Consider the following 20,601-nt stretch of genomic DNA (forward strand, 5'->3'; position numbering starts at 1 on the left):
ACTTAGAATTAGGAATCAGAGAATTATTCTCCTACAACAACTTTTGAGAAACGAATCACTTTTTCATTTAAAGTGTATCCTTTTTCAACACAATCAACAACTTTACCTTTCATGTCCTCTGAAGGAGCAGGAATTTTTGTGATTGCTTCGTGAATGTCGGTATCAAATTCTGTATTAATTGCTTCAATCTCTTTAACTCCATTTTGCGAAATGAAATCTTTGAAATTGTTGTAAATCAAGTGAACACCTTCTTTTAAAGCTTCTACATCTTTTGCTTCATCGATAGATTGTAGTGCTCTTTCGAAGTTATCCATTACAGGAAGAACATTAACAAGAATTTTTTCACCTGCCGATTTGGTAAGCTCCATTTTCTCTTTTAAAGTTCTTTTTCTATAGTTGTCGAACTCAGCGGATAAACGCATGTATTTGTCGTTGATATCCTGAAGTTTTGCTCCAAGTTCTTCTATTTCGTCAGCTTTTTTCTCTTTAGCTGATTTCTTTTTTTCTTTCTTTTCAGCCTTTGGTTCTTCTTTTACCTCTTTCTCCTCAACTGGCTGTTCTACTTTGGTTTCCAAATCCTTTTCTTCCAATTCTTCTTTTTTTGATTTGCTTGTATCTTTTGTCATTTTTCAATGATTTTTTGCGTTCTAAATTAACAAGGCAGAAGTAAACAAATAACCTGCCAATTTGTGCCTTTACGACAAATTGGCACAAAGATAGAATTTGAAACTGTAATAATTTCCTTTTTCATGTCTTTTCGTACAGATAATTATACAATTAGCTGATGGCAAAAAATATGGGAAGTTACTGTCATGATGAATTTTTATAAGAAATATCTTTTAATTATATTTAGTATACGTTACATTAACGTGAGTTCGATATAACTTTCTGTGGATAGAATTTTAAGTCGAACTCACGTTATTATTAATACTTATGGAAATTAAAATTGACACCAGTGATTTTTGCATTCGACTATACAAGGATGTTGTATACCTAAAGGTTGTAGGGATGCAGGATCAGGAGGCCGTTGATTTTTTTATCAAAGCAATTGATGATATGCTTGAAAAGTATCCGAATAAGAACTTTTCATCAATTTGTGATCTCACAGAATTAATTCTTTCCAGTCCAAAACTTGCACGACAGGTTAATGGGGCAATCAAAAAAATAAGTGGTTCGCTTAATTATGAGTACAATGCGGTAATTGTTCAGCCTAAGTTTATACAAATTATTCAAGCTTATATATTTTCATTTTATATGAATAATACCAATGTAAAAACACAAGTGTTTAGAGACGTACAAAAAGCATTTCATTGGTTGGATGAGAAAGGGTATCATACAGAAGAATTGAAAGAATTTTTATTGATTCAGTCAAAATAAAAGCCGATAATCAATGTGAAATTATCGGCTTTTATTTATGTAGGTTTCTTGTTATTATTTTTTCATATTGTGATGAAGAAAATTGTCTAAGTTAGCTCCTCTAAGGTTTTTAGCAAGAATAATACCATTGCCATCAATTAGGAAATTGGCTGGAATGGAATTAATTCCAAACTTGTTGGAAGTAGGAGAGTGCCATCCTTTTAATTCACTCACGTGATATTTCCAATTCAATTTATCTTTAGAAATGGCTGCTTTCCAGCTGGCTAACTTTTTATCCAAAGAAAAGCTATAGATTTCGAATCCACTGCCATTTTTGAACTCAGCGTTTTTAAATTGATTGTATGCATTTACGAGAATTGGATTTTCTGCTCTACATGGAGGACACCACGATGCCCAAAAATCAACCAATACAAGTTTACCTTTTAAATCGCTTAATTTTAAGTTTTTTCCATCGATTGATTTTGCAACAATATCAGGAAGTTTATCTCCAACATTAAATCCTTCTTTGGCTCCTTTCGATTTATCGCCAGCATAGGCTGAAATTGAAAATAAAAATGCCAGCAGTAGAAATGTATATTTAAACTTTTTCATACGTATTTTAATTAACCATTAATAATCTGTCTAATTTGTAGAACCAAAATAGATATATCCAATTATTTAATCTGTTAAAGAATAGTTAATTAACAATTCTTTTGATATTTGCTCCAATGGCATTCAATCTTAAATCAATATTTTCGTACCCCCTGTCAATCTGGTCGATATTGTGAATTGTACTCTTTCCTTCGGCCGATAAGGCAGCAATTAATAAGGCAACTCCTGCACGAATATCAGGTGAGACCATGGTGGTTGGGCGCAATTGGTTTTCCTGATTTAAACCAATTACAGTGGCACGGTGTGGATCACAAAGAATAATTTGCGCACCCATATCAATTAACTTATCGGTAAAGAACAAACGACTTTCGAACATTTTTTGGTGAATCAGCACGCTTCCTTTGGCTTGTGTGGCAACTACAAGGAAAACACTCAATAAATCAGGTGTAAGTCCAGGCCAAGGAGCATCAGCAACAGTTAGAATCGAACCGTCGATAAAGGTCTCGATTTCGTAATTTTCCTGTTTAGGGATAAAAATATCATCTCCTCTAAGTTCCATTTTTATTCCTAGTCGTTTAAAGGCATCAGGAATCATTCCCAACTCTTTATAGGCAACATCTTTAATGGTGATTTCAGATTTTGTCATGGCAGCTAAACCAATAAAACTACCAATTTCAATCATATCTGGCAGGATTTTGTGTTCGCACCCACCTAGTTTTTGAACGCCTTTAATCTCAAGTAGGTTGGAGCCAACTCCAGTTATTTTTGCTCCCATTGAAATTAACATTCTACACAATTGTTGGATGTATGGTTCGCAGGCAGCATTGTAAATTGTTGTGGTTCCTTCTGCCAAAACAGCAGCCATAATAATATTGGCAGTTCCTGTAACCGATGCTTCATCAAGAAGCATGTAGGTACCTTTTAGTTTTTTTGCTTCAACGCGATAGAAATTTTCACCTTGATTAAAATTGAATTCAGCACCTAGTTTTTGAAATCCAATAAAGTGGGTGTCTAATCTTCTGCGACCAATTTTATCACCACCTGGACGAGGAATGTATCCTTTTCCGAATCGAGCCAAAAGAGGGCCGATAATCATGATGGAACCACGAAGGGAGGATCCTTTTTTAACAAATTCAGGCGAATTTAAATACTCTAAATCTACATTTTCGGCTTTAAAAGTATAACTGTTCTTTGATTCTTGAGAAACCTGAACTCCTAAATCTGATAAAAGTTCAATTAATTTATTTACATCAAGAATGTTGGGTATGTTATGGATTGTAACTTTTTCGTCGGTTAATAATGTTGCACAAAGAATTTGTAAAGCTTCATTCTTTGCTCCCTGTGGAGTTAGTTCACCTTTTAGTGGTTGACCTCCAATTATTTCGAAAGTGCTCATTTGGTCTGTGTTTTGGTGTGAATGATAGCTTAAAGATAACCATAAAAGCGAAGGAAAAAACGGAAATATTAAGCTTGTTGAATAAAAAAACCGGTTAAAAAACCGGTTTTCTGTAATTATCTATTTTTGTTGTGTTTGCGATGATCGTTTCGATGTCCGCCAGTATGCTTTTTGCGTGGCTTATTTTTCTGCGAGAAATCTTTATCTCTTGCTTCGCGTAACTTCAATTCTTCAGGAATTGTAAGTTGTCCTTCAGAAAGCTCTATGATATCTTGAAAAATCTTATCATCAGGTACACTGTCCTTGTTCCAGTTGATGAAAGACTTTTTCATATGATTTGCAATCATTAAAATCAAAGCATCTTTTTCCTTTTGTTCTTCAATTTCGATTGCCTTAGCAATTAAAGATTCAATTGTTTTACCGTAGTGGCGGTACTTAATTCGTTCGTTTTTATATGGAACCTTTTTAGGTTTCTCAGACAATTTTTCTTTTGTAGGAGTTTCAAAAGGAGAATCAATATCCAATTTAAAATCTGACATCAAAGCAAGATGATCCCAAAGTTTATGTCTGAAATCGCTAACATCTCTTAGGTGTGGATACATGTTACCCATAACAGCGATAATGCTTTTGGCTACTTTATTTCTTTCGTCTCTATCTTCCACACTTAGAGCAAAGTCAACCATTTTCTGAACGTTTCGCCCATATTCAGGAAGTACAAGGTGTTTCCTGTTCGAATTGTAATCCATTTATTCAGTTGTGTTAATTACGGTAATCAATTTCTATTATATAAAAGGTAATCTGCGTTGATTCAACACAATACATACCAAAATAAAATTGAAGTCTGTTTCTTAATAATTCGTAGTGACTATTTCTGATTTGTCGCTTATTTTATTGAAGTAAATAAGAGTTTTAAACGTTTCGTTTTTGGTAATCGACAAACTTAGAAAGTCTTAGAACTCATTGCAAATGTATATGTTTTCTTTAATCATTACAAATTGTGAGAGAATTATCCTACAATTTTAAGTTTCGCAAATTTAAGTAGCAATTGTTTTTGTCCAACGGTTTTAAAGAAGACGGTTGCTTTAATATTTGGTTTACTTCCTTCCAATTGTAACACTTTTCCTTTTCCAAATCGTTGGTGTTCAACTACCATTCCTGGTTGAATTGAATCAGGATCCGAAGGGGTGAAGTTTGGGTCGGCGTTTTGATTGCTACTTTGCTTGATACGTGAAACTGGTTGATTTAGTTTGGGTTTAGCCGAAAAACTTCTTTTTTGTTGAAATCTACTTGGTGAATTAGGAACTTCGAATTCAGTTGTGCTTTGGTAATTGTCACGACCATTTCCAGAGAATTCTGGTTCTTGTTCATATGTATATTCAACAAACCTTTCGTCAATTTCACGAATAAATCTACTTGGTCGGGGATAACTCATATTTCCCCATTTGTATCTCGATTTTGCGAATGAAAGAGTTGCTTTTTTCTCTGCACGGGTTAAGGCCACATAAAACAACCTTCGTTCTTCTTCGAGCTCTTGTTGGGTACTTGTAGCCATTTGCGAAGGAAACAATTCCTCTTCCAGGCCTACAATGTACAAGTATGGAAATTCCAGACCTTTTGCCGAGTGAATGGTCATCAAGGTCACCTTATCTCGATCTTCATCTTTTTCATTATCCTGATCGGTTAACAAGGCCACATCTTCCAAAAAGTTAGGCAAATGTAATTCGCGCCCTTCTTCCAATGCATTCTGTGTAAATTCCTGGATACCATTTAATAATTCCTGGATATTTTCATGTCTGGATACTCCTTCAGGAGATCTGTCGTTGTATAATTCTTTAATGATTCCGGTTGAGTTGGCAATATTGTTGGCCAAATCGAAAGCGGTTTCAGTTGCCAATTGAGCTTGAAAGCCTTTTATCAAATTGGTAAACTTTGCAATTTTTGAGATTGTACCTGCATTCAATCCATAAGGACGTTCATGTAAGCCGCAAATAATATCCCACATGCTAATCACATTTTGAGATGCAGCATCTTGCAGTTTAGCAATGGTGGTGGCACCAATTCCACGTTTCGGATAATTAATTACCCTTTTTATAGCCTCTTCGTCGTGCGGATTTACAGCCATTCTACAGTAGGCCAAAAGGTCTTTAATCTCCTTGCGTTGATAGAAAGATAATCCACCATAAATTTTATAGGGAAGGTTCAGTTTTCGCAAGGACTCCTCGAAAATTCTCGATTGAGCATTGGTACGATATAAAATTGCAAAATCCTGATATGCACAATGCGAACGCATTCTGGTTTCGAAAATGTCATTCGTAATCAAGTAACCTTCTTCATGGTCGGTTAAAGCTTTTACAATTCTGATTTTATCACCTTCTTCATTATCCGAAAATGATTCTTTTTGAATCTGACCTTTGTTCTTATGAATAATGCTATTAGCAGCATTTACAATATTCTGAGTAGAACGGTAATTCTGTTCCAGTTTGTATAGTTGGTAGTTTGGATAATCGTTTCTAAAGTTTAGGATGTTTTCAATTTTGGCACCACGGAAAGAGTAAATACTCTGAGCATCGTCGCCTACAACGCATACATTCTTGTGTTGCTCTGCCAATTTTTTCACAATTAAATATTGTGCGTAATTGGTATCCTGGTACTCATCTACCAACACGTATTTAAACTTATCCTGATATTTGGCTAATATTTCGGGAAAATCCCGGAACAAGATGTTGGTTTGCAAAAGCAAATCATCAAAATCCATTGCATTGGCCTGTTTACATCTCTGAGAATATCTACTATATATTTCTGAGATTCTTGGTTTTCTTGCTTCTGCATCCGCTTTTTGAGCTTTCGCATTGTTGGCATAGGCTGCAGATGTCACCAAATTATTTTTAGCTGATGAAATGCGATTTTGTACTTCATTAGGCTTGTACACTTTATCATCTAACTGCATTTCTTTGATTATGGCGCGATAAAGATTACGCGAATCTTGAGTGTCGTAAATGGTAAAGTTGGAATCGAAACCTAAATGTTCAGCCTCGTATCTTAAAATTCTTGAAAAAATAGAGTGGAATGTTCCCATCCATAAGCTTTGAGCCTGCTCTTGTCCAACAACATTGGCAATCCTGTCTTTCATTTCGCGTGCCGCCTTGTTGGTAAACGTTAAGGCCAAAACCGAATAAGGACGAACACCCTGATTCAATAAGTGAGCAATTCTGTAGGTAAGTACTCTGGTCTTACCCGATCCGGCACCAGCAATTACAAGCGATGGCCCGGTGTAATTTTCAACAGCTTCTTTCTGAACAGGGTTTAACTCATTCAAATATTCCATTCTAACAATTCTTTATCTGTAAATTTCAAGTGTCAAAAATAACACTTGTATATTAATATTGAATTCTTTTTATGAATTAAGACTTAAGTTATAGCATTTATTGAGGAAAAATAGTCTTGGTATAATGCTGATAGATATTTAAAATTCAATAATAAACCTAGTGAAATTACTGAGAAATTTAAATACTTATCGGTATTAATTGATTAATATGGAAAAAACGGCTTAATTTTTTTTAATATTGTAAATCAAGATAAGCTAAATTAAATGTTCCAAAAAAAGATGATCATCAAATCCGATTTTAGATATTCCATTAAGTTACTTATTGTTTTTGTTGTAATGTTTTCTGCGATTTTAATGGAGAAAGCAAATGCACAGATATCTGCCGGGAAGGCAAGTTATAGAACTCTAACAGAGTATACCAGCACAGCAAACGATTCAGTTTTTGTGTTTTGTGATAATATAGGAACAGGTGTTGGTGAATTGAGAGCTGATTCTCCTGATGGTACAAATGGATGGACATTTGCCTGGACGAAATGGGATGCCACTGTCAATGATTTTATCACCAATTTGGTTACGGAAGCAAATCAGAGTTTCTCCATATTGTCAAATTTAACAGATGGCAGATATCGGGTAGTAATGTCTAAAAGTGGTGAAACTGATGTTACAAGTATTGCATGGGTTTTAAATAATAGCAACGCAGAACCGGTTCTAACCTTAAGCCGAATGAATTGTGATGGGGTGTATTTTTCAGGTTCATTTGCTAAGAAAGAATTGCAATATCAGGATGTTCCAAATGCAAACCAGATAAATGTAAAGGTTGTTGATAGAGTCATATTTTCTCTGCAAAGAAATGGAGAGGAGAAGCAAGGGACTCCACTTGTAGCTTATGATGGATCAGATGAGAATCTTTTCGATAATGAAGAATATGAAGGAGATGAGACTTACCAGTTGGTTGTTACAGATCAATATGCTTGTGATTTTACATCCAATTCAATAGTATCCAATACCTATGTGGTTAAAGCTGATTTTTCTGTTGCTCCAGATTCTGGTGAAGCTCCACTCGAAGATGTGATATTTACGAATAACTCTATTAATGCTACTGATTATAAGTGGTATTTGTATCAGGATTACGATAGATTACCTGAGGGGTTAACAAGTGTTGAAGATAGTTTGTTGACCGATGCGATTTTGCTGGATAAAGATTTAGCTCCTTATACATATCAATATTCAGGAAAGTATTTCGTCAAGCTGATTGTTACGTCGGACAAAGGTCCTGAGGTTTGTCTTGATGAAATGATGCTTAGTACTCCAATTGTTGTAGATACTTCTTTGGTTCAAGTTCCGAATGTATTTACGCCAAATGGCGATGGTAGGAATGACATTTGGAAAGTTAAGACTCAATCCTTGTTTTTGGAAAGCTTTCATGCTATTGTTTTTAACCGATGGGGAAGAGTTATGTATGAATGGAGAAATCCGGAAGAAGGTTGGAATGGAAAAGTAAATGGGAAAATGGCTACACCAGGAACCTATTTTTATGTGATTACGGCTGTAGGAAGAGAAGAACCTCAAAAAAAATATACCAAGAAAGGTTCCTTTATGCTGATAAGGAAATAATAAATACTTGACTTATTAAAAAGAAAAGTCTGGACTTTCGATGAAAAAGGTCTGGACTTTATTTTTATAAGGTCTTTATGTTTTTCAAAAAGATCTTGACTTTCTTTTATAAGATCAAGACCTTTTTTGTTGTAATATTACATTGAACAATTATTCTAAAAAAAACCGTCTCGGAACTGAGACGGTTTAAGGTATATACTTAAAAATACAATTATGCTTCAGCTGTTTCTTCTTCGTAAGCAGCTAGTAATTCTTCCTGAACATCTCCTGGTACTTTTTCGTAACCATCAAATTTCATTGAGAATTGGGCACGACCACCTGTCAATGAACTCAATGATGTTGAATAACGGTTCATTTCCTTCAATGGAACTTTAGCAAGAATTTTCTGGAATCCTTTTTCAGCTTCCATACCCATAATCATAGCTCTACGAGTTTGAAGATCACTCATTACATCACCCATTCTATCTTCAGGAACCAATACTTCTACGTCATAAATTGGCTCAAGAATTTTAGGACCAGCATTTTTAAATGCAGTACTAAATGCATGACGACCTGCAAGTTTAAATGAAATTTCATTTGAGTCTACCGCGTGCATTTTACCATCGTAAACCACAACGCGAATATCACGTGCATAAGAACCGGTTAATGGGCCTTCATCCATTTTTTCCATTACACCCTTAAGGATAGCAGGTAAGAATCTGGTATCAATAGCGCCACCAACAATACAGTTGCAGAAAACCAATTTTCCACCCCAGTCTAGTTCATGTTCTTCAGTACCTCTTAAATTCACTTTAAGTTCTTTGCCATTTACATTGTACATAGCCGGATCTGGCATTCCTTCAGTGAAAGGTTCAATAAGTAAATGAACTTCACCAAATTGTCCAGAACCACCTGATTGTTTCTTGTGGCGATAATCTGCCTGAGCAAGTTTGGTGATGGTTTCACGATATGGAATCTTAGGATCAAGGAATTCAATTTCCATCTTATCATTGTTCAACAATCTCCACTTTAAAGTATTCATGTGGAACTCACCTTGACCGTGAAGGATGATTTGTTTTAACTCTTTCGAATATTCAATAAGAATGGTAGGATCTTCTTCGTGAATACGATGTAATAGTTCTCCTAACCTTTCTTCGTCACCATCTTCCTTGGCTTTAACTGCAGTTCTATATTTTGGTTCCGGGAATTCAATTTCTTTATATGTGAAATCACAATCTTTACCATTTAAGGTATGATTGTTTTTAGTGTTCTTCAATTTAACGGTTGCTCCAATATCTCCTGCAACAAGTTCAGAAACTCTTTCTCTGTTTCTTCCTGCCACCAAATACAATTGAGATAATCTTTCCTTCGTGCCATTGTTGATGTTGTTTAAGTCATCACCTTCTTTAACACTACCAGAAATCACTTTAAAATAACTTACCTCACCAATATGTGGTTCCATTGAAGTCTTAAATACGAATAGTGAAGTAGGGGCATTAACATCACATTTAGCTTCTCTTCCACTTACTGTTGGAATAGCAGGCATTTCTGTAACGAATGGAACGATATTGCCAATAAATTCCATTAAACGGCGTACGCCCATGTCTTTTTTAGCTGAAATACAGAATACAGGGAAAAGATCACCAGCGATCATTCCTTTTTTCATTCCTTCGCGCATTTCATCTTCGGTAAGAGTTCCCTTATCGAAGTATAATTCCATAAGAGCTTCATCATTTTCAGCAGCCGATTCTACAAGTTCATTATGCAGTTCGTCAGCTTTTTCTTTTTCCGAATCAGGAATATCTAAAATCTGAGGTTCTCCACCTTCTGGTCCCCACTGGTACATTTTCATTTTAAGAACGTCTACAACCGCGTTAAAGTTTACGCCAACGTTTACGGGGTACTGTACAATCGAAACTTTGCTGCCAAAATTAGTCTTTGCTGATTCTATTGATTGTTCAAAATTCGCTTTGTCGTGATCCAATTGATTCACTACAAAGATTAGAGGAGTGTTTAATGCAGCTGCCCTTCTACCAATAATTTCGGTACCAACCTCAACCCCATGTTGGGCATTGATAAGCATTAAGCCAGTGTCAGTTACATTTAAAGCGGAAATTACACCCCCAGAAAAGTCGTCAGCACCTGGAGTATCAATAAAATTGATTTTCTTTCCTAACCATTCTGTATACAATACCGTTGAGAATACAGAGTTACCATATTCGTGTTCTACATGATTGTAATCAGAAACGGTGTTATTATCTTCCACGTTTCCGCGTCTTGTAATAACACCGCCTTCAAACAACATAGATTCGGCAAGGGTAGTTTTACCCGAGCCGGCGTTGCCAATGAGGGCGATGTTCTTAATTTCGTTTGATTGATACACTTTCATAATTGTATTTTTTTGGGTTTATATAAAATAAGTATCAAAAACCGGGTGATAGGTTAGTGCCCGGCTTTAGGTTTTAAGGCTTACCAAATTAATTAACTTTTTAATAAGATACAATATGCATTAGATCAATTTGTGGAAAATAATTGACATGCAGGAATTTTGGTCGTATTTTTGTCTTTATCCCGCCATTTTTCTAAGAAAGATAGAGGTAAGTCGGAACTAATTTAAAATCAGTTGATTTTTTTATTTGATCACTATTTGACTTTTAAAAGGGTTTTCTTACCTTTGTGCGCTGATTTCAAGGGTATTTTTGCAAAAATCAACATAACGATTGTTGTTTTTAGTAAATAAATAATACCTTTGCAAACCAATTTGTTAAAATATATTTAATTAAAAAGTAATTGTTAATATGCCTACAATTCAACAGTTAGTTCGAAAAGGAAGAACCAAGCTTCAAGAGAAGAGCAAGGCTCCAGCGTTGGATTCTTGTCCTCAAAGAAGAGGGGTTTGCGTGCGTGTGTATACCACTACACCTAAGAAGCCTAACTCAGCAATGCGTAAAGTTGCTCGTGTTAGATTGACTAACGGAAAAGAAGTGAATGCTTACATTCCAGGTGAAGGTCACAATTTGCAAGAGCACTCTATCGTATTGATTAGAGGTGGTCGTGTGAAGGATCTTCCAGGGGTAAGATATCACCTTGTTCGTGGTGCTCTTGATGCTTCAGGGGTAGAAGGTCGTATGCAGCGTCGTTCTAAGTATGGTACTAAGAGACCAAAGAAAAAGTAAAACCTAGTTTGTAACTGTAGGAGTTATAGTTTATGTGTTGTTCCCACTTGGTTGAGTAAATAGTCGTGAGATTATTGAAGACGCACTTGGGCAGCTGACATACGAATAGCTCGTAAACTAAAAGAAATGAGAAAATCAAGACCTAAAAAGAGAATCTTGTTGCCGGATCCAAAATTTAATGATGTTTTGGTTACAAGATTTGTAAATGACTTGATGATGGACGGTAAGAAAAATCTTGCGTTCAAAATTTTCTACGATTCATTAGAGATCGTTAAGTCAAAAACTGAAAAGCTTGAAAAATCTCCACTTGAGATTTGGAAAAAAGCTTTGGAAAACATTACTCCAGCTGTAGAGGTTAAGTCTCGCCGTGTAGGTGGTGCTACCTTCCAGGTTCCAATGGAAATTCGTCCGGAAAGAAAAGTTTCTATTTCAATTAAGAATATGATTCTTTTTGCTCGTAAGAGATCTGGTAAGTCTATGGCTGAAAAATTGTCTGCAGAAATTGTTGCTGCTTACAACGAAGAAGGTGGAGCTTTCAAGAAGAAGGAAGATACTCACAGAATGGCTGAAGCTAACCGTGCTTTTGCTCACTTTAGATTTTAATAGAATTGTTTAAGCAATTTGTAGAGGACAAAGAAAATGGCTAAGAGAGATTTAAATTTTACCAGAAACATTGGTATCATGGCACACATCGACGCCGGTAAAACAACAACTACCGAGCGTATCTTGTATTATACAGGTGTGTCTCACAAGATTGGTGAGGTTCACGATGGTGCAGCTACAATGGACTGGATGGAGCAAGAGCAGGAAAGAGGTATTACTATTACATCTGCAGCTACTACTTGTTTTTGGAACTACGACAGCAAGAAGTATCAAATCAATATTATTGACACCCCAGGTCACGTTGACTTTACTGTAGAGGTAGAGCGTTCTTTGCGTGTTTTGGATGGTGCTGTTGCATGTTTTTGTGCAGTAGGTGGTGTTGAAGCACAGTCTGAAACAGTTTGGAGACAAGCTGATAAATATAGAGTTCCTCGTATGGGTTTTGTAAACAAGATGGACCGTTCTGGTGCTGACTTTTTCAAAGCTGTACGTGAGGTGAAAGAAAAATTAGGAGCTAATCCTATTCCAATTCAAATTCCAATCGGGTCGGAAGAGAGCTTTAGAGGTGTAATCGATTTGATTACTATGAAAGCTATCGTTTGGTACGATGATGAGAATGGTACAAATTACACTTTGGAAGATATTCCAGATCACTTAGTGGCTGATGCAAATGAGTGGAGAGAGAAGTTGGTAGAGGCAGTTGCAGAAAACGACGAAGAGTTATTGGAGAGATTCTTTGAGGATCCAGATTCAATTACTGAAGAAGAGATGTATGCTGTTATTCGTAAAGCTACTATCTCTATGGATATCGTTCCTATGCTTTGTGGTTCTGCATTTAAGAATAAAGGTGTTCAGCGTTTGTTGGATGCAATTATCACTTATATGCCATCTCCACTTGACGTAGAAGCAATTGTTGGTACTGTTCCGGGATCTGACGAAGAAGTAACACGTAAACCAGATGTTGATGAGCCATTGGCTGCTTTGGCATTTAAAATTGCTACAGACCCATTCGTAGGTCGTTTGGCATTTACTCGTGTTTACTCAGGATCTATCGAGGCAGGATCATATGTATTTAATACAAGATCAGGAAACAAAGAGCGTATTTCTCGTTTGTACCAAATGCACTCAAACAAGCAGAATGCTATCGAAATGGTAGAAGCTGGTGATATTTGTGCTTGTGTTGGATTTAAAGATATTCGTACTGGTGATACTCTTTGTCAGAAAGAATCTCCAATCGAGCTGGAATCTATGGATTTCCCAGATCCAGTAATCGGTATCGCTGTTGAGCCATTGACTCAGAAGGATGTTGATAAATTGGGTATGGCTCTTGGTAAATTGGCTGAAGAGGATCCAACCTTCCAGGTTAAAACTGACGAAGATTCAGGTCAAACAGTAATTTCAGGTATGGGTGAGCTTCACTTGGATATCATTATTGACCGTTTGAAGCGTGAATTTAAAGTTGAGTGTAATCAGGGAGCGCCTCAGGTTGCTTACAAGGAAGCTATCAAAGGTTCTGTTGAGCACCGTCAGGTATTCAAAAAGCAGTCTGGTGGACGTGGTAAGTTTGCTGACATTCAATTCCGCTTGATGCCAGTTGATGCAGATTTCGAAGGTGAAGGATTGCAGTTTGTTGATCAGATTAAAGGTGGTAACATTCCTAAGGAATTTGTTCCTTCTGTTCAGAAAGGTTTCACTGATGCAATGAAAAATGGTGTGTTGGCAGGTTACACTGTAGATACATTAAAAGTTGAGTTGTTTGACGGATCTTTCCACCCGGTTGACTCGGATCAATTATCATTTGAGATGGCTGCTAAGCAAGGTTTCAAAGAAGCTTGTGCTAAGGCGAATCCGGTTCTTCTTGAGCCTATCATGAAGATGGAAGTTATTACTCCTGAAGAGTACATGGGTGATATCATCGGTGACTTGAACAAGCGTCGTGGTCAGGTTGAAGGAATGGAATCTAAGCACGGAGCTCGTGTTGTAAATGCTAAAGTACCTTTGGCAGAGCAATTCGGTTATGTAACTGTGTTGAGAACCTTGTCTTCAGGTCGTGCAAACTCTTCTATGGAATTCTCTCACTTCGAGGAAGTACCTAAAGGTATTGCTAAAGAAGTTGTTGAGAATGCAAAGGGTAAAGTTGAATTATTATAATTATATCATCGTATAATATCTAAATAAGATGAGCCAAAAAATTAGAATTAAACTGAAATCTTACGATCACAACTTGGTTGACAAGTCGGCTGAGAAAATCGTAAAAACAGTTAAGGCTACAGGTGCGGTTGTTAGTGGTCCAATTCCACTTCCAACTCACAAAAGAATTTTTACTGTTCTTCGTTCTACTTTCGTGAACAAGAAATCAAGAGAACAGTTTCAACTTTCTTCTTTCAAGCGTTTAATTGACATTTACAGTTCTACTGCAAATACAATTGATGCTTTGATGAAGCTAGAGTTGCCTAGCGGTGTAGAAGTTGAAATTAAAGTTTGATAATCTAGTAAGATTTATTTTTAAAAAGTAAAGAGAAATGCCAGGATTAATTGGAAAAAAAATCGGAATGACTTCCGTTTACAGTGCCGAGGGAAAAAATATTCCATGCACTGTCATTGAGGCAGGTCCATGTGTTGTAACTCAAATTAAGACTATTGAGTCTGATGGTTACGAAGCACTTCAGTTGGCTTTTGATGAAAAGAAAGAAAAGCGAACAACTAAGGCGCTAGATGGGCACTTTAAAAAGGCAAACACAACTCCTAAGAAAAAACTAGTTGAGTTTTCAGATTTTGAAAACGAATACCAGTTAGGAGACGTTATCGACGTTGAATTATTCGAAGATGCTCCATATGTGGATATCACGGGTGTTTCAAAAGGTAAAGGTTTCCAAGGGGTAGTAAAACGTCATGGTTTTGGCGGAGTAGGTGGCGCGACACACGGTCAGCATAACCGTTTACGTGCACCTGGTTCTATTGGTGCTGCATCTTACCCAGCTCGCGTATTTAAAGGCATGAGAATGGCCGGACGTACAGGTGGGGACAACGTGAAGGTTCAAAACCTTCAGGTACTTAAGGTTATCAAAGAAAATAACCTATTGTTAGTTAAAGGATCTCTTCCAGGGTCTAAAGGTTCATACGTAATTATTGAGAAGTAATGGAATTAGCGATTTTAAACACAGCTGGAGAAGATACTGGTAGAAAAATTGAATTGAATGATTCAGTTTTTGGCATCGAACCAAATGAGCATGCTATTTACCTAGACGTTAAACAATTTTTGGCGAACCAACGTCAGGGAACTCACAAATCGAAAGAAAGAGCTGAGATCTCTGGTAGTACTGCCAAACTAAAGAAACAAAAAGGTACTGGTACAGCACGTGCTGGTAGCATCAAGTCACCTATCTTCAGAGGAGGTGGACGCGTATTCGGTCCTCGTCCAAGAAACTACGGTTTCAAATTGAATAAAAAACTGAAGCAGTTGGCTCGTAAATCTGCTTTAACGATCAAAGCTCAAAACGATGCTTTAATGGTAGTTGAAGACTTCAATTTCGAAGCTCCTAAGACAAAAGAATTTGTTAATATTCAGAATAGCTTAAAAGTAGCTGATAAAAAAGTGCTTTTAGTTTTATCTGAAGATAATAAAAACATATATTTGTCTTCTCGTAATTTGAAGAATGTTAATGTTGTTCGTGTTTCTGACCTTGCAACTTATGACATTATGAAAGCTTCAACTTTGGTGTTTGTAGAAAGTTCTGTAAAAGGACTTGATGAAATGTTTAAACTAAACTAAGTTTAAAAAAATGGATATTTTAATTAAGCCAATCGTTACTGAGAAAATGACTGAGCAAAGCGAAAAATTCAATCGCTTTGGTTTTGTTGTTAATCGTAGAGCGACAAAGATCGATATTAAGGCAGCAGTAGAATCAATGTACAATGTTAAAGTGGCATCTGTTAATACCATGAACTATCAGGGTAAAAAGAAAAGCCGTTTTACAAAAGCAGGTGCTATTGAGGGAAGAACTGCGTCTTTCAAAAAGGCGATCGTTACTTTAGTTGAAGGTGATAATATAGATTTTTATAGCAATATTTAATTAGAAAATGGCTGTACGTAAATTAAAACCTGTAACTCCTGGTCAAAGAAATAAGATCTTAAATACCTTTGAGCAGGTAACTACAGACAAACCTGAGAAATCATTGTTAAGACCAATGAAGAAAACTGGTGGTAGAAATAACACTGGTAAGATGACAATGAGATATATAGGTGGTGGTCACAAGAGAAGATATCGAGTTATTGATTTCAAAAGAGACAAGGACAATGTTCCTGCAAAAGTTGTTTCGATTGAGTACGATCCAAACCGTACTGCACGCATTGCATTGCTTGTGTATGCTGACGGTGAGAAGCGTTACATCATCGCTCCAAACGGACTTGAGGTAGGACAAACTTTGCTTTCTGGAGAAAAAGTAGCTCCTGAAATCGGAAACTCAATGCCATTATCTGATATCCCATTAGGTACAATAATTCACAATATTGAATTAAGACCCTCTCAAGGTGCTGTGATGGCTCGTAGCGCTGGTGCATATGCTCAACTTGTTTCAAGAGAAGGCAAATATGCAATGATCAAATTACCTTCTGGAGAAGTTAGAATGATCCTAGTAACTTGTAAAGCAACTATCGGTACTGTTTCAAACACTGACCATGCGTTGGAAAGAAGCGGTAAAGCTGGTCGTACTCGTTGGTTAGGTAGAAGACCTCGTGTTCGTGGTGTGGTAATGAATCCAGTTGATCACCCAATGGGTGGTGGTGAAGGTAAATCTTCAGGTGGACATCCACGTTCTAGAACCGGTGTATTAGCTAAAGGGTTCAAAACTCGAGCTAAGAAAAACGCTTCTAATAAGTATATTGTAGAAAGAAGGAAAAAGTAATTTGATTAATTAGATTGTTATGAGTCGTTCATTAAAAAAAGGCCCTTTTATCGATTTCAAATTGGAGAAACGAGTATTGGAGCAAAATGAGTCAGGAAAAAAATCTGTGATTAAAACCTGGTCAAGACGTTCTATGATCTCTCCGGATTTCGTAGGTCACACAGTTGCCGTTCACAACGGAAACAAATTCATTCCAGTTTATGTTACTGAAAATATGGTAGGACATAAATTAGGTGAATTTGCGCCAACTCGTACTTTTAGAGGTCACGCTGACAAGAAGAAAAAATAGCGTGAAGCGTTTTAATTAACATTTTGAATTTGTAAAAATGGGTGCAAGAAAAAGAATAAGAGCAAACCAAATAAAGGAGGAAAAAAAGAGCAAAGCATTTGCTAGCTTGAAAAATGTTCCTACTTCGCCTCGTAAAATGAGACTTGTTGCCGATATGGTAAGAGGTATGGAGGTGAACCGAGCTTTAGATGTACTTCGTTTCAGTCCGAAAGAAGCATCGATTCGCGTAGAAAAACTATTGCTTTCTGCGATTGCCAACTGGCAAGCAAAGAACGAAGGTCAAAGAATTGAGGAAAATGAATTATTCATCAAAGAAATTTGTGTTGATTCAGCTAGAATTCTTAAGCGTCTTAGACCAGCTCCACAAGGGAGAGCACATAGAATTAGAAAAAGATCAAATCATGTAACTATATTGTTGGCAAGTAAAACTGCTGAGAATACTAAAGAATAGTTAGAATGGGACAAAAAGTAAATCCAATAGGAAATAGACTAGGAATCATCAGAGGATGGGATTCTAACTGGTTTGGCGGAAAAAACTACGGCGATAAGCTTGTTGAAGATACCAAAATTAGAAAGTACCTAAATGCTCGTTTAGCTAAAGCAAGTATTTCTAAGATCATTATCGAAAGAACTCTTAAATTAATTACGATCACTATCAACACTGCTCGTCCTGGTATCATTATCGGGAAAGGTGGTCAGGAAGTTGACAAGTTGAAAGAAGAGTTGAAGAAGATTACAGATAAGGAAGTACAAATTAATATCTTCGAAATTAAACGTCCAGAAATGGATGCTGTAATCGTTGCTAATAACATCGCTCGTCAGATTGAAGGCCGTATCGCCTACAGAAGAGCAATTAAGATGGCTATTGCTTCTACTATGAGAATGGGTGCTGAAGGAATCAAAATTCAGATTTCTGGCCGTTTGAATGGAGCGGAAATGGCACGTTCTGAAATGTATAAAGAAGGACGTACCCCACTTCATACCTTAAGAGCTGATATCGATTACTGTCAAGCTGAAGCTTTGACTACTTACGGTTTGATCGGTATTAAAGTTTGGATCTGTAAAGGTGAAGTTTACGGAAAACGTGATCTTACACCAAACGCTGGCATGAAAGATAGCCGTGGTCCAAAAGGAAAAGGTGGTTTTAATAGAAGAAAAAAGAAGTAGTCTTTAAATTTTAAAGAATTAGTACGATGTTACAACCAAAAAGGACAAAATTTAGAAGACAACAAAAGGGAAGAATGAAAGGTAACGCTGGTCGCGGTACTGAATTAGCATTCGGATCTTTTGGGATCAAATCACTTGAAGAAAAGTGGATTACTGGTCGTCAAATTGAAGCTGCTCGTGTGGCAGTAACCCGATATATGCAGAGACAAGGTCAAATCTGGATCCGTATTTTCCCAGATAAGCCAATCACTAAGAAGCCTGCAGAGGTACGTATGGGTAAGGGTAAGGGTTCTCCAGAAGGATTCGTTGCTCCTGTTTCACCAGGAAGAATGTTATTCGAATGTGAGGGTGTTCCTTACGAAGTAGCTAAAGAGGCATTGCGTCTTGCAGCTCAAAAATTACCTGTTACTACAAAGTTTGTCGTAAGACGTGATTATGTTGAAAGTTCAAATGATTAATCATGAAGAATTCAGAAATTAAAGAGTTAACAACACAGGAAATAGTAGAAAAGTTGGATGCCGAAAGAGCATCATTAACTCGCTTCAGACTAAATCACGCTATTTCACCTTTGGAAAATCCTTTGCAAATTAAGGAAACGAGACGCAACATTGCCAAATTAATGACAGAGTTACGTCAGAGACAATTAACTGAAAAGTAAAAAAGTGATGGAAAGAAATCTTAGAAAAGAGCGTATCGGGGTTGTGGTTAGCAGCAAAATGGAAAAATCCATTACTGTTGCAGTTCACACAAAGGAAAAACACCCGATTTACGGTAAATTTGTGAACAAAACCAAAAAATTCACTGCTCACGATGAGGAAAACACCTGTAACGAAGGTGATACCGTAAAAATCATGGAAACCCGACCTTTAAGTAAAAATAAGAGTTGGAGATTAGTGGAAATTATTGAAAGAGCTAAGTAATCATGATACAAACAGAAAGTAGACTATTAGTAGCTGATAACAGTGGAGCAAAGGAAGTACTTTGTATCCGCGTGTTAGGCGGTACCAAAAAACGTTATGCTTCAATTGGAGATAAAATTGTGGTTACCGTGAAGAACGCTATCGCCGGTTCCGATATGAAAAAAGGAACAGTAACAAAAGCAGTTGTTGTTCGCACCAAAAAAGAGATTAGAAGACAAGACGGATCTTATATTCGCTTCGATGATAACGCATGTGTTTTATTGAACACTGCTGGTGAAATGAGAGGAACCCGTATTTTTGGACCTGTTGCAAGAGAGTTACGTGAAACTGATATGAAGATCGTTTCTTTAGCACCAGAAGTTTTATAATCTTTGTAAACCTAGAACAATGAAGTTACATATTAAAAAGGGTGATACCGTTATTGTAAACGCTGGGGAATCAAAAGGACAGGAAGGTAAAGTATTAGAAGTTCTTGTTGACAAGCAACGTGCGATCGTTGAAGGTGTTAACATGATTTCTAAACACACCAAGCCAAACGCTGAGAATCCTCAAGGTGGTATCGTTAAAAAAGAAGCCTCAATTCACATTTCAAACTTAAATGTGAAAGATCCTTCAACAGGAAAAGCTACCCGTATTGGTAGAAAAGAGGGCGACAACAATAAATTAGTTAGATACTCTAAAAAGTCAGGGGAGGAGATTAAGTAATGAGCTATACACCGACTCTTAAAAAACAGTATGCAGAAGAAATCGTTCCTGCTTTAATGAAGGAATTCGATTACAAAACTGTAATGCAAGCACCTAAATTAACGAAGATAGTAATTAACCAAGGTGTTGGTTCGGCGATTGCTGATAAAAAAATACTTGAATTCTCTGTAAACGAGCTTACTGCAATTACTGGTCAGAAAGCTGTTCAGACTTTGTCTTCTAAGGATATCTCGAACTTTAAGTTACGTAAAGGTATGCCAATTGGTACTACTGTAACTTTACGTCGTGAGCGTATGTACGAATTTCTTGAAAAATTAGTTCGTGTTGCTTTACCACGTATCCGTGACTTTAAAGGTATCAAGAGTAAATTAGACGGTAGAGGTAACTATACTTTAGGTATCGAAGAACAAATCATTTTCCCTGAGATTGTTTTGGATAGTGTAAACAAAATCATGGGTATGAACATTACCTTCGTTACTACTGCGAATACCGACGAAGAAGCTTATGCTCTTTTGAAAGAATTTGGATTACCATTTAAAAATCTAAAAAAATAA

Annotated in this window: 25 protein-coding genes; 19 read left to right on the forward strand and 6 right to left on the reverse strand. The window is 36.6% G+C overall.

All coding sequences use genetic code 11. The features are described 5' to 3' along the window. Window positions 1-23: 23 nt before the first annotated feature. Window positions 24-626 carry a nucleotide exchange factor GrpE gene (locus tag NQ163_RS00975; RefSeq protein ID WP_268188473.1) on the reverse strand — a complete coding sequence of 201 codons (603 nt, stop codon included), beginning with the start codon at window positions 624-626 and terminating at the stop codon, window positions 24-26. A 307-nt stretch (window positions 627-933) separates the two neighbouring features. Between NQ163_RS00975 and NQ163_RS00980 the strand changes: the two genes are divergently transcribed. Beyond that, window positions 934-1,377: a hypothetical protein gene (locus NQ163_RS00980; RefSeq protein WP_268188474.1), complete on the forward strand. Its 444-nt coding sequence runs from the start codon at window positions 934-936 to the stop codon at window positions 1,375-1,377. A gap of 54 nt (window positions 1,378-1,431) precedes the next feature. On the opposite strand, the gene NQ163_RS00985 is transcribed toward NQ163_RS00980, so the two are convergent. The 4 genes from NQ163_RS00985 to NQ163_RS01000 all read right to left on the reverse strand — a co-directional run bounded on the left by NQ163_RS00985 (window position 1,432) and on the right by NQ163_RS01000 (window position 6,689). Then, window positions 1,432-1,968 (reverse strand): TlpA family protein disulfide reductase, encoded by a 537-nt coding sequence (locus NQ163_RS00985; protein ID WP_268188475.1) that lies wholly within the window; start codon window positions 1,966-1,968, stop codon window positions 1,432-1,434. Between the two features lie 85 nt (window positions 1,969-2,053). Continuing rightward, window positions 2,054-3,364, reverse strand: a complete 1,311-nt coding sequence (gene murA / locus NQ163_RS00990; RefSeq protein WP_268188476.1) for a UDP-N-acetylglucosamine 1-carboxyvinyltransferase — start codon at window positions 3,362-3,364, stop codon at window positions 2,054-2,056. Between the two features lie 116 nt (window positions 3,365-3,480). Next, entirely contained in the window at window positions 3,481-4,110 is a 630-nt protein-coding gene (locus NQ163_RS00995) for a DUF4290 domain-containing protein (RefSeq protein ID WP_268188477.1), read from the reverse strand. A gap of 260 nt (window positions 4,111-4,370) precedes the next feature. Further along, window positions 4,371-6,689 (reverse strand): ATP-dependent helicase, encoded by a 2,319-nt coding sequence (locus NQ163_RS01000; protein WP_268188478.1) that lies wholly within the window; start codon window positions 6,687-6,689, stop codon window positions 4,371-4,373. A gap of 264 nt (window positions 6,690-6,953) precedes the next feature. Between NQ163_RS01000 and NQ163_RS01005 the strand changes: the two genes are divergently transcribed. Beyond that, window positions 6,954-8,303, forward strand: coding sequence for a gliding motility-associated C-terminal domain-containing protein (locus tag NQ163_RS01005; protein WP_268188479.1), 1,350 nt, complete (start codon window positions 6,954-6,956; stop codon window positions 8,301-8,303). Between the two features lie 211 nt (window positions 8,304-8,514). Here NQ163_RS01005 and NQ163_RS01010 read toward each other — a convergent pair whose 3' ends face one another. After that, window positions 8,515-10,671, reverse strand: coding sequence for an elongation factor G (locus NQ163_RS01010; RefSeq protein WP_268188480.1), 2,157 nt, complete (start codon window positions 10,669-10,671; stop codon window positions 8,515-8,517). 409 nt (window positions 10,672-11,080) lie between these two features. On the opposite strand from NQ163_RS01010, the gene rpsL reads away from it, so the two are divergent. The 17 genes from rpsL to rplE all read left to right on the forward strand — a co-directional run bounded on the left by rpsL (window position 11,081) and on the right by rplE (window position 20,601). After that, on the forward strand, window positions 11,081-11,458 hold the full coding sequence (gene rpsL / locus NQ163_RS01015) for a 30S ribosomal protein S12 (RefSeq protein ID WP_054714004.1): 378 nt from the start codon (window positions 11,081-11,083) through the stop codon (window positions 11,456-11,458). 126 nt (window positions 11,459-11,584) lie between these two features. Continuing rightward, on the forward strand, window positions 11,585-12,061 hold the full coding sequence (gene rpsG / locus NQ163_RS01020; protein ID WP_268188481.1) for a 30S ribosomal protein S7: 477 nt from the start codon (window positions 11,585-11,587) through the stop codon (window positions 12,059-12,061). Window positions 12,062-12,097: 36 nt separating this feature from the next. Continuing rightward, window positions 12,098-14,212, forward strand: a complete 2,115-nt coding sequence (gene fusA / locus NQ163_RS01025) for an elongation factor G (protein WP_268188482.1) — start codon at window positions 12,098-12,100, stop codon at window positions 14,210-14,212. Window positions 14,213-14,240: 28 nt separating this feature from the next. Further along, entirely contained in the window at window positions 14,241-14,546 is a 306-nt protein-coding gene (rpsJ, locus tag NQ163_RS01030; protein ID WP_110361030.1) for a 30S ribosomal protein S10, read from the forward strand. A 37-nt stretch (window positions 14,547-14,583) separates the two neighbouring features. Continuing rightward, on the forward strand, window positions 14,584-15,201 hold the full coding sequence (rplC, locus tag NQ163_RS01035; protein ID WP_268188483.1) for a 50S ribosomal protein L3: 618 nt from the start codon (window positions 14,584-14,586) through the stop codon (window positions 15,199-15,201). Next, window positions 15,201-15,833 carry a 50S ribosomal protein L4 gene (rplD, locus tag NQ163_RS01040; protein WP_110361028.1) on the forward strand — a complete coding sequence of 211 codons (633 nt, stop codon included), beginning with the start codon at window positions 15,201-15,203 and terminating at the stop codon, window positions 15,831-15,833. Before rplC ends, rplD begins: the two co-directional genes overlap by 1 nt. Before the next feature lie 10 nt (window positions 15,834-15,843). Further along, entirely contained in the window at window positions 15,844-16,134 is a 291-nt protein-coding gene (gene rplW, locus NQ163_RS01045; protein ID WP_120238562.1) for a 50S ribosomal protein L23, read from the forward strand. Between the two features lie 7 nt (window positions 16,135-16,141). Next, complete coding sequence (gene rplB / locus NQ163_RS01050; RefSeq protein WP_110361026.1) at window positions 16,142-16,966, forward strand: 50S ribosomal protein L2; 825 nt, start codon at window positions 16,142-16,144, stop codon at window positions 16,964-16,966. A gap of 19 nt (window positions 16,967-16,985) precedes the next feature. After that, window positions 16,986-17,255 carry a 30S ribosomal protein S19 gene (gene rpsS / locus NQ163_RS01055; RefSeq protein WP_110361025.1) on the forward strand — a complete coding sequence of 90 codons (270 nt, stop codon included), beginning with the start codon at window positions 16,986-16,988 and terminating at the stop codon, window positions 17,253-17,255. A 37-nt stretch (window positions 17,256-17,292) separates the two neighbouring features. Beyond that, the gene (gene rplV, locus NQ163_RS01060) at window positions 17,293-17,706 is read left to right on the forward strand and encodes a 50S ribosomal protein L22 (RefSeq protein WP_110361024.1); all 414 of its coding nucleotides are present in this window, start codon (window positions 17,293-17,295) and stop codon (window positions 17,704-17,706) included. A 5-nt stretch (window positions 17,707-17,711) separates the two neighbouring features. Then, window positions 17,712-18,422, forward strand: coding sequence for a 30S ribosomal protein S3 (rpsC, locus tag NQ163_RS01065; protein WP_110361023.1), 711 nt, complete (start codon window positions 17,712-17,714; stop codon window positions 18,420-18,422). A 26-nt stretch (window positions 18,423-18,448) separates the two neighbouring features. Beyond that, on the forward strand, window positions 18,449-18,880 hold the full coding sequence (gene rplP / locus NQ163_RS01070; protein ID WP_110361022.1) for a 50S ribosomal protein L16: 432 nt from the start codon (window positions 18,449-18,451) through the stop codon (window positions 18,878-18,880). 2 nt (window positions 18,881-18,882) lie between these two features. After that, the gene (gene rpmC / locus NQ163_RS01075; RefSeq protein WP_054714037.1) at window positions 18,883-19,080 is read left to right on the forward strand and encodes a 50S ribosomal protein L29; all 198 of its coding nucleotides are present in this window, start codon (window positions 18,883-18,885) and stop codon (window positions 19,078-19,080) included. A gap of 7 nt (window positions 19,081-19,087) precedes the next feature. Continuing rightward, window positions 19,088-19,342: a 30S ribosomal protein S17 gene (gene rpsQ, locus NQ163_RS01080; protein WP_268188484.1), complete on the forward strand. Its 255-nt coding sequence runs from the start codon at window positions 19,088-19,090 to the stop codon at window positions 19,340-19,342. A gap of 2 nt (window positions 19,343-19,344) precedes the next feature. Then, window positions 19,345-19,710 (forward strand): 50S ribosomal protein L14, encoded by a 366-nt coding sequence (gene rplN, locus NQ163_RS01085; protein WP_120238564.1) that lies wholly within the window; start codon window positions 19,345-19,347, stop codon window positions 19,708-19,710. 19 nt (window positions 19,711-19,729) lie between these two features. After that, window positions 19,730-20,047, forward strand: a complete 318-nt coding sequence (gene rplX / locus NQ163_RS01090) for a 50S ribosomal protein L24 (RefSeq protein ID WP_110361020.1) — start codon at window positions 19,730-19,732, stop codon at window positions 20,045-20,047. Beyond that, window positions 20,047-20,601: a 50S ribosomal protein L5 gene (rplE, locus tag NQ163_RS01095; protein WP_268188485.1), complete on the forward strand. Its 555-nt coding sequence runs from the start codon at window positions 20,047-20,049 to the stop codon at window positions 20,599-20,601. Before rplX ends, rplE begins: the two co-directional genes overlap by 1 nt.

This window comes from Marinifilum sp. D737, from assembly GCF_026672275.1.
Taxonomy (GTDB): Bacteria; Bacteroidota; Bacteroidia; order Bacteroidales; family Marinifilaceae; genus Marinifilum.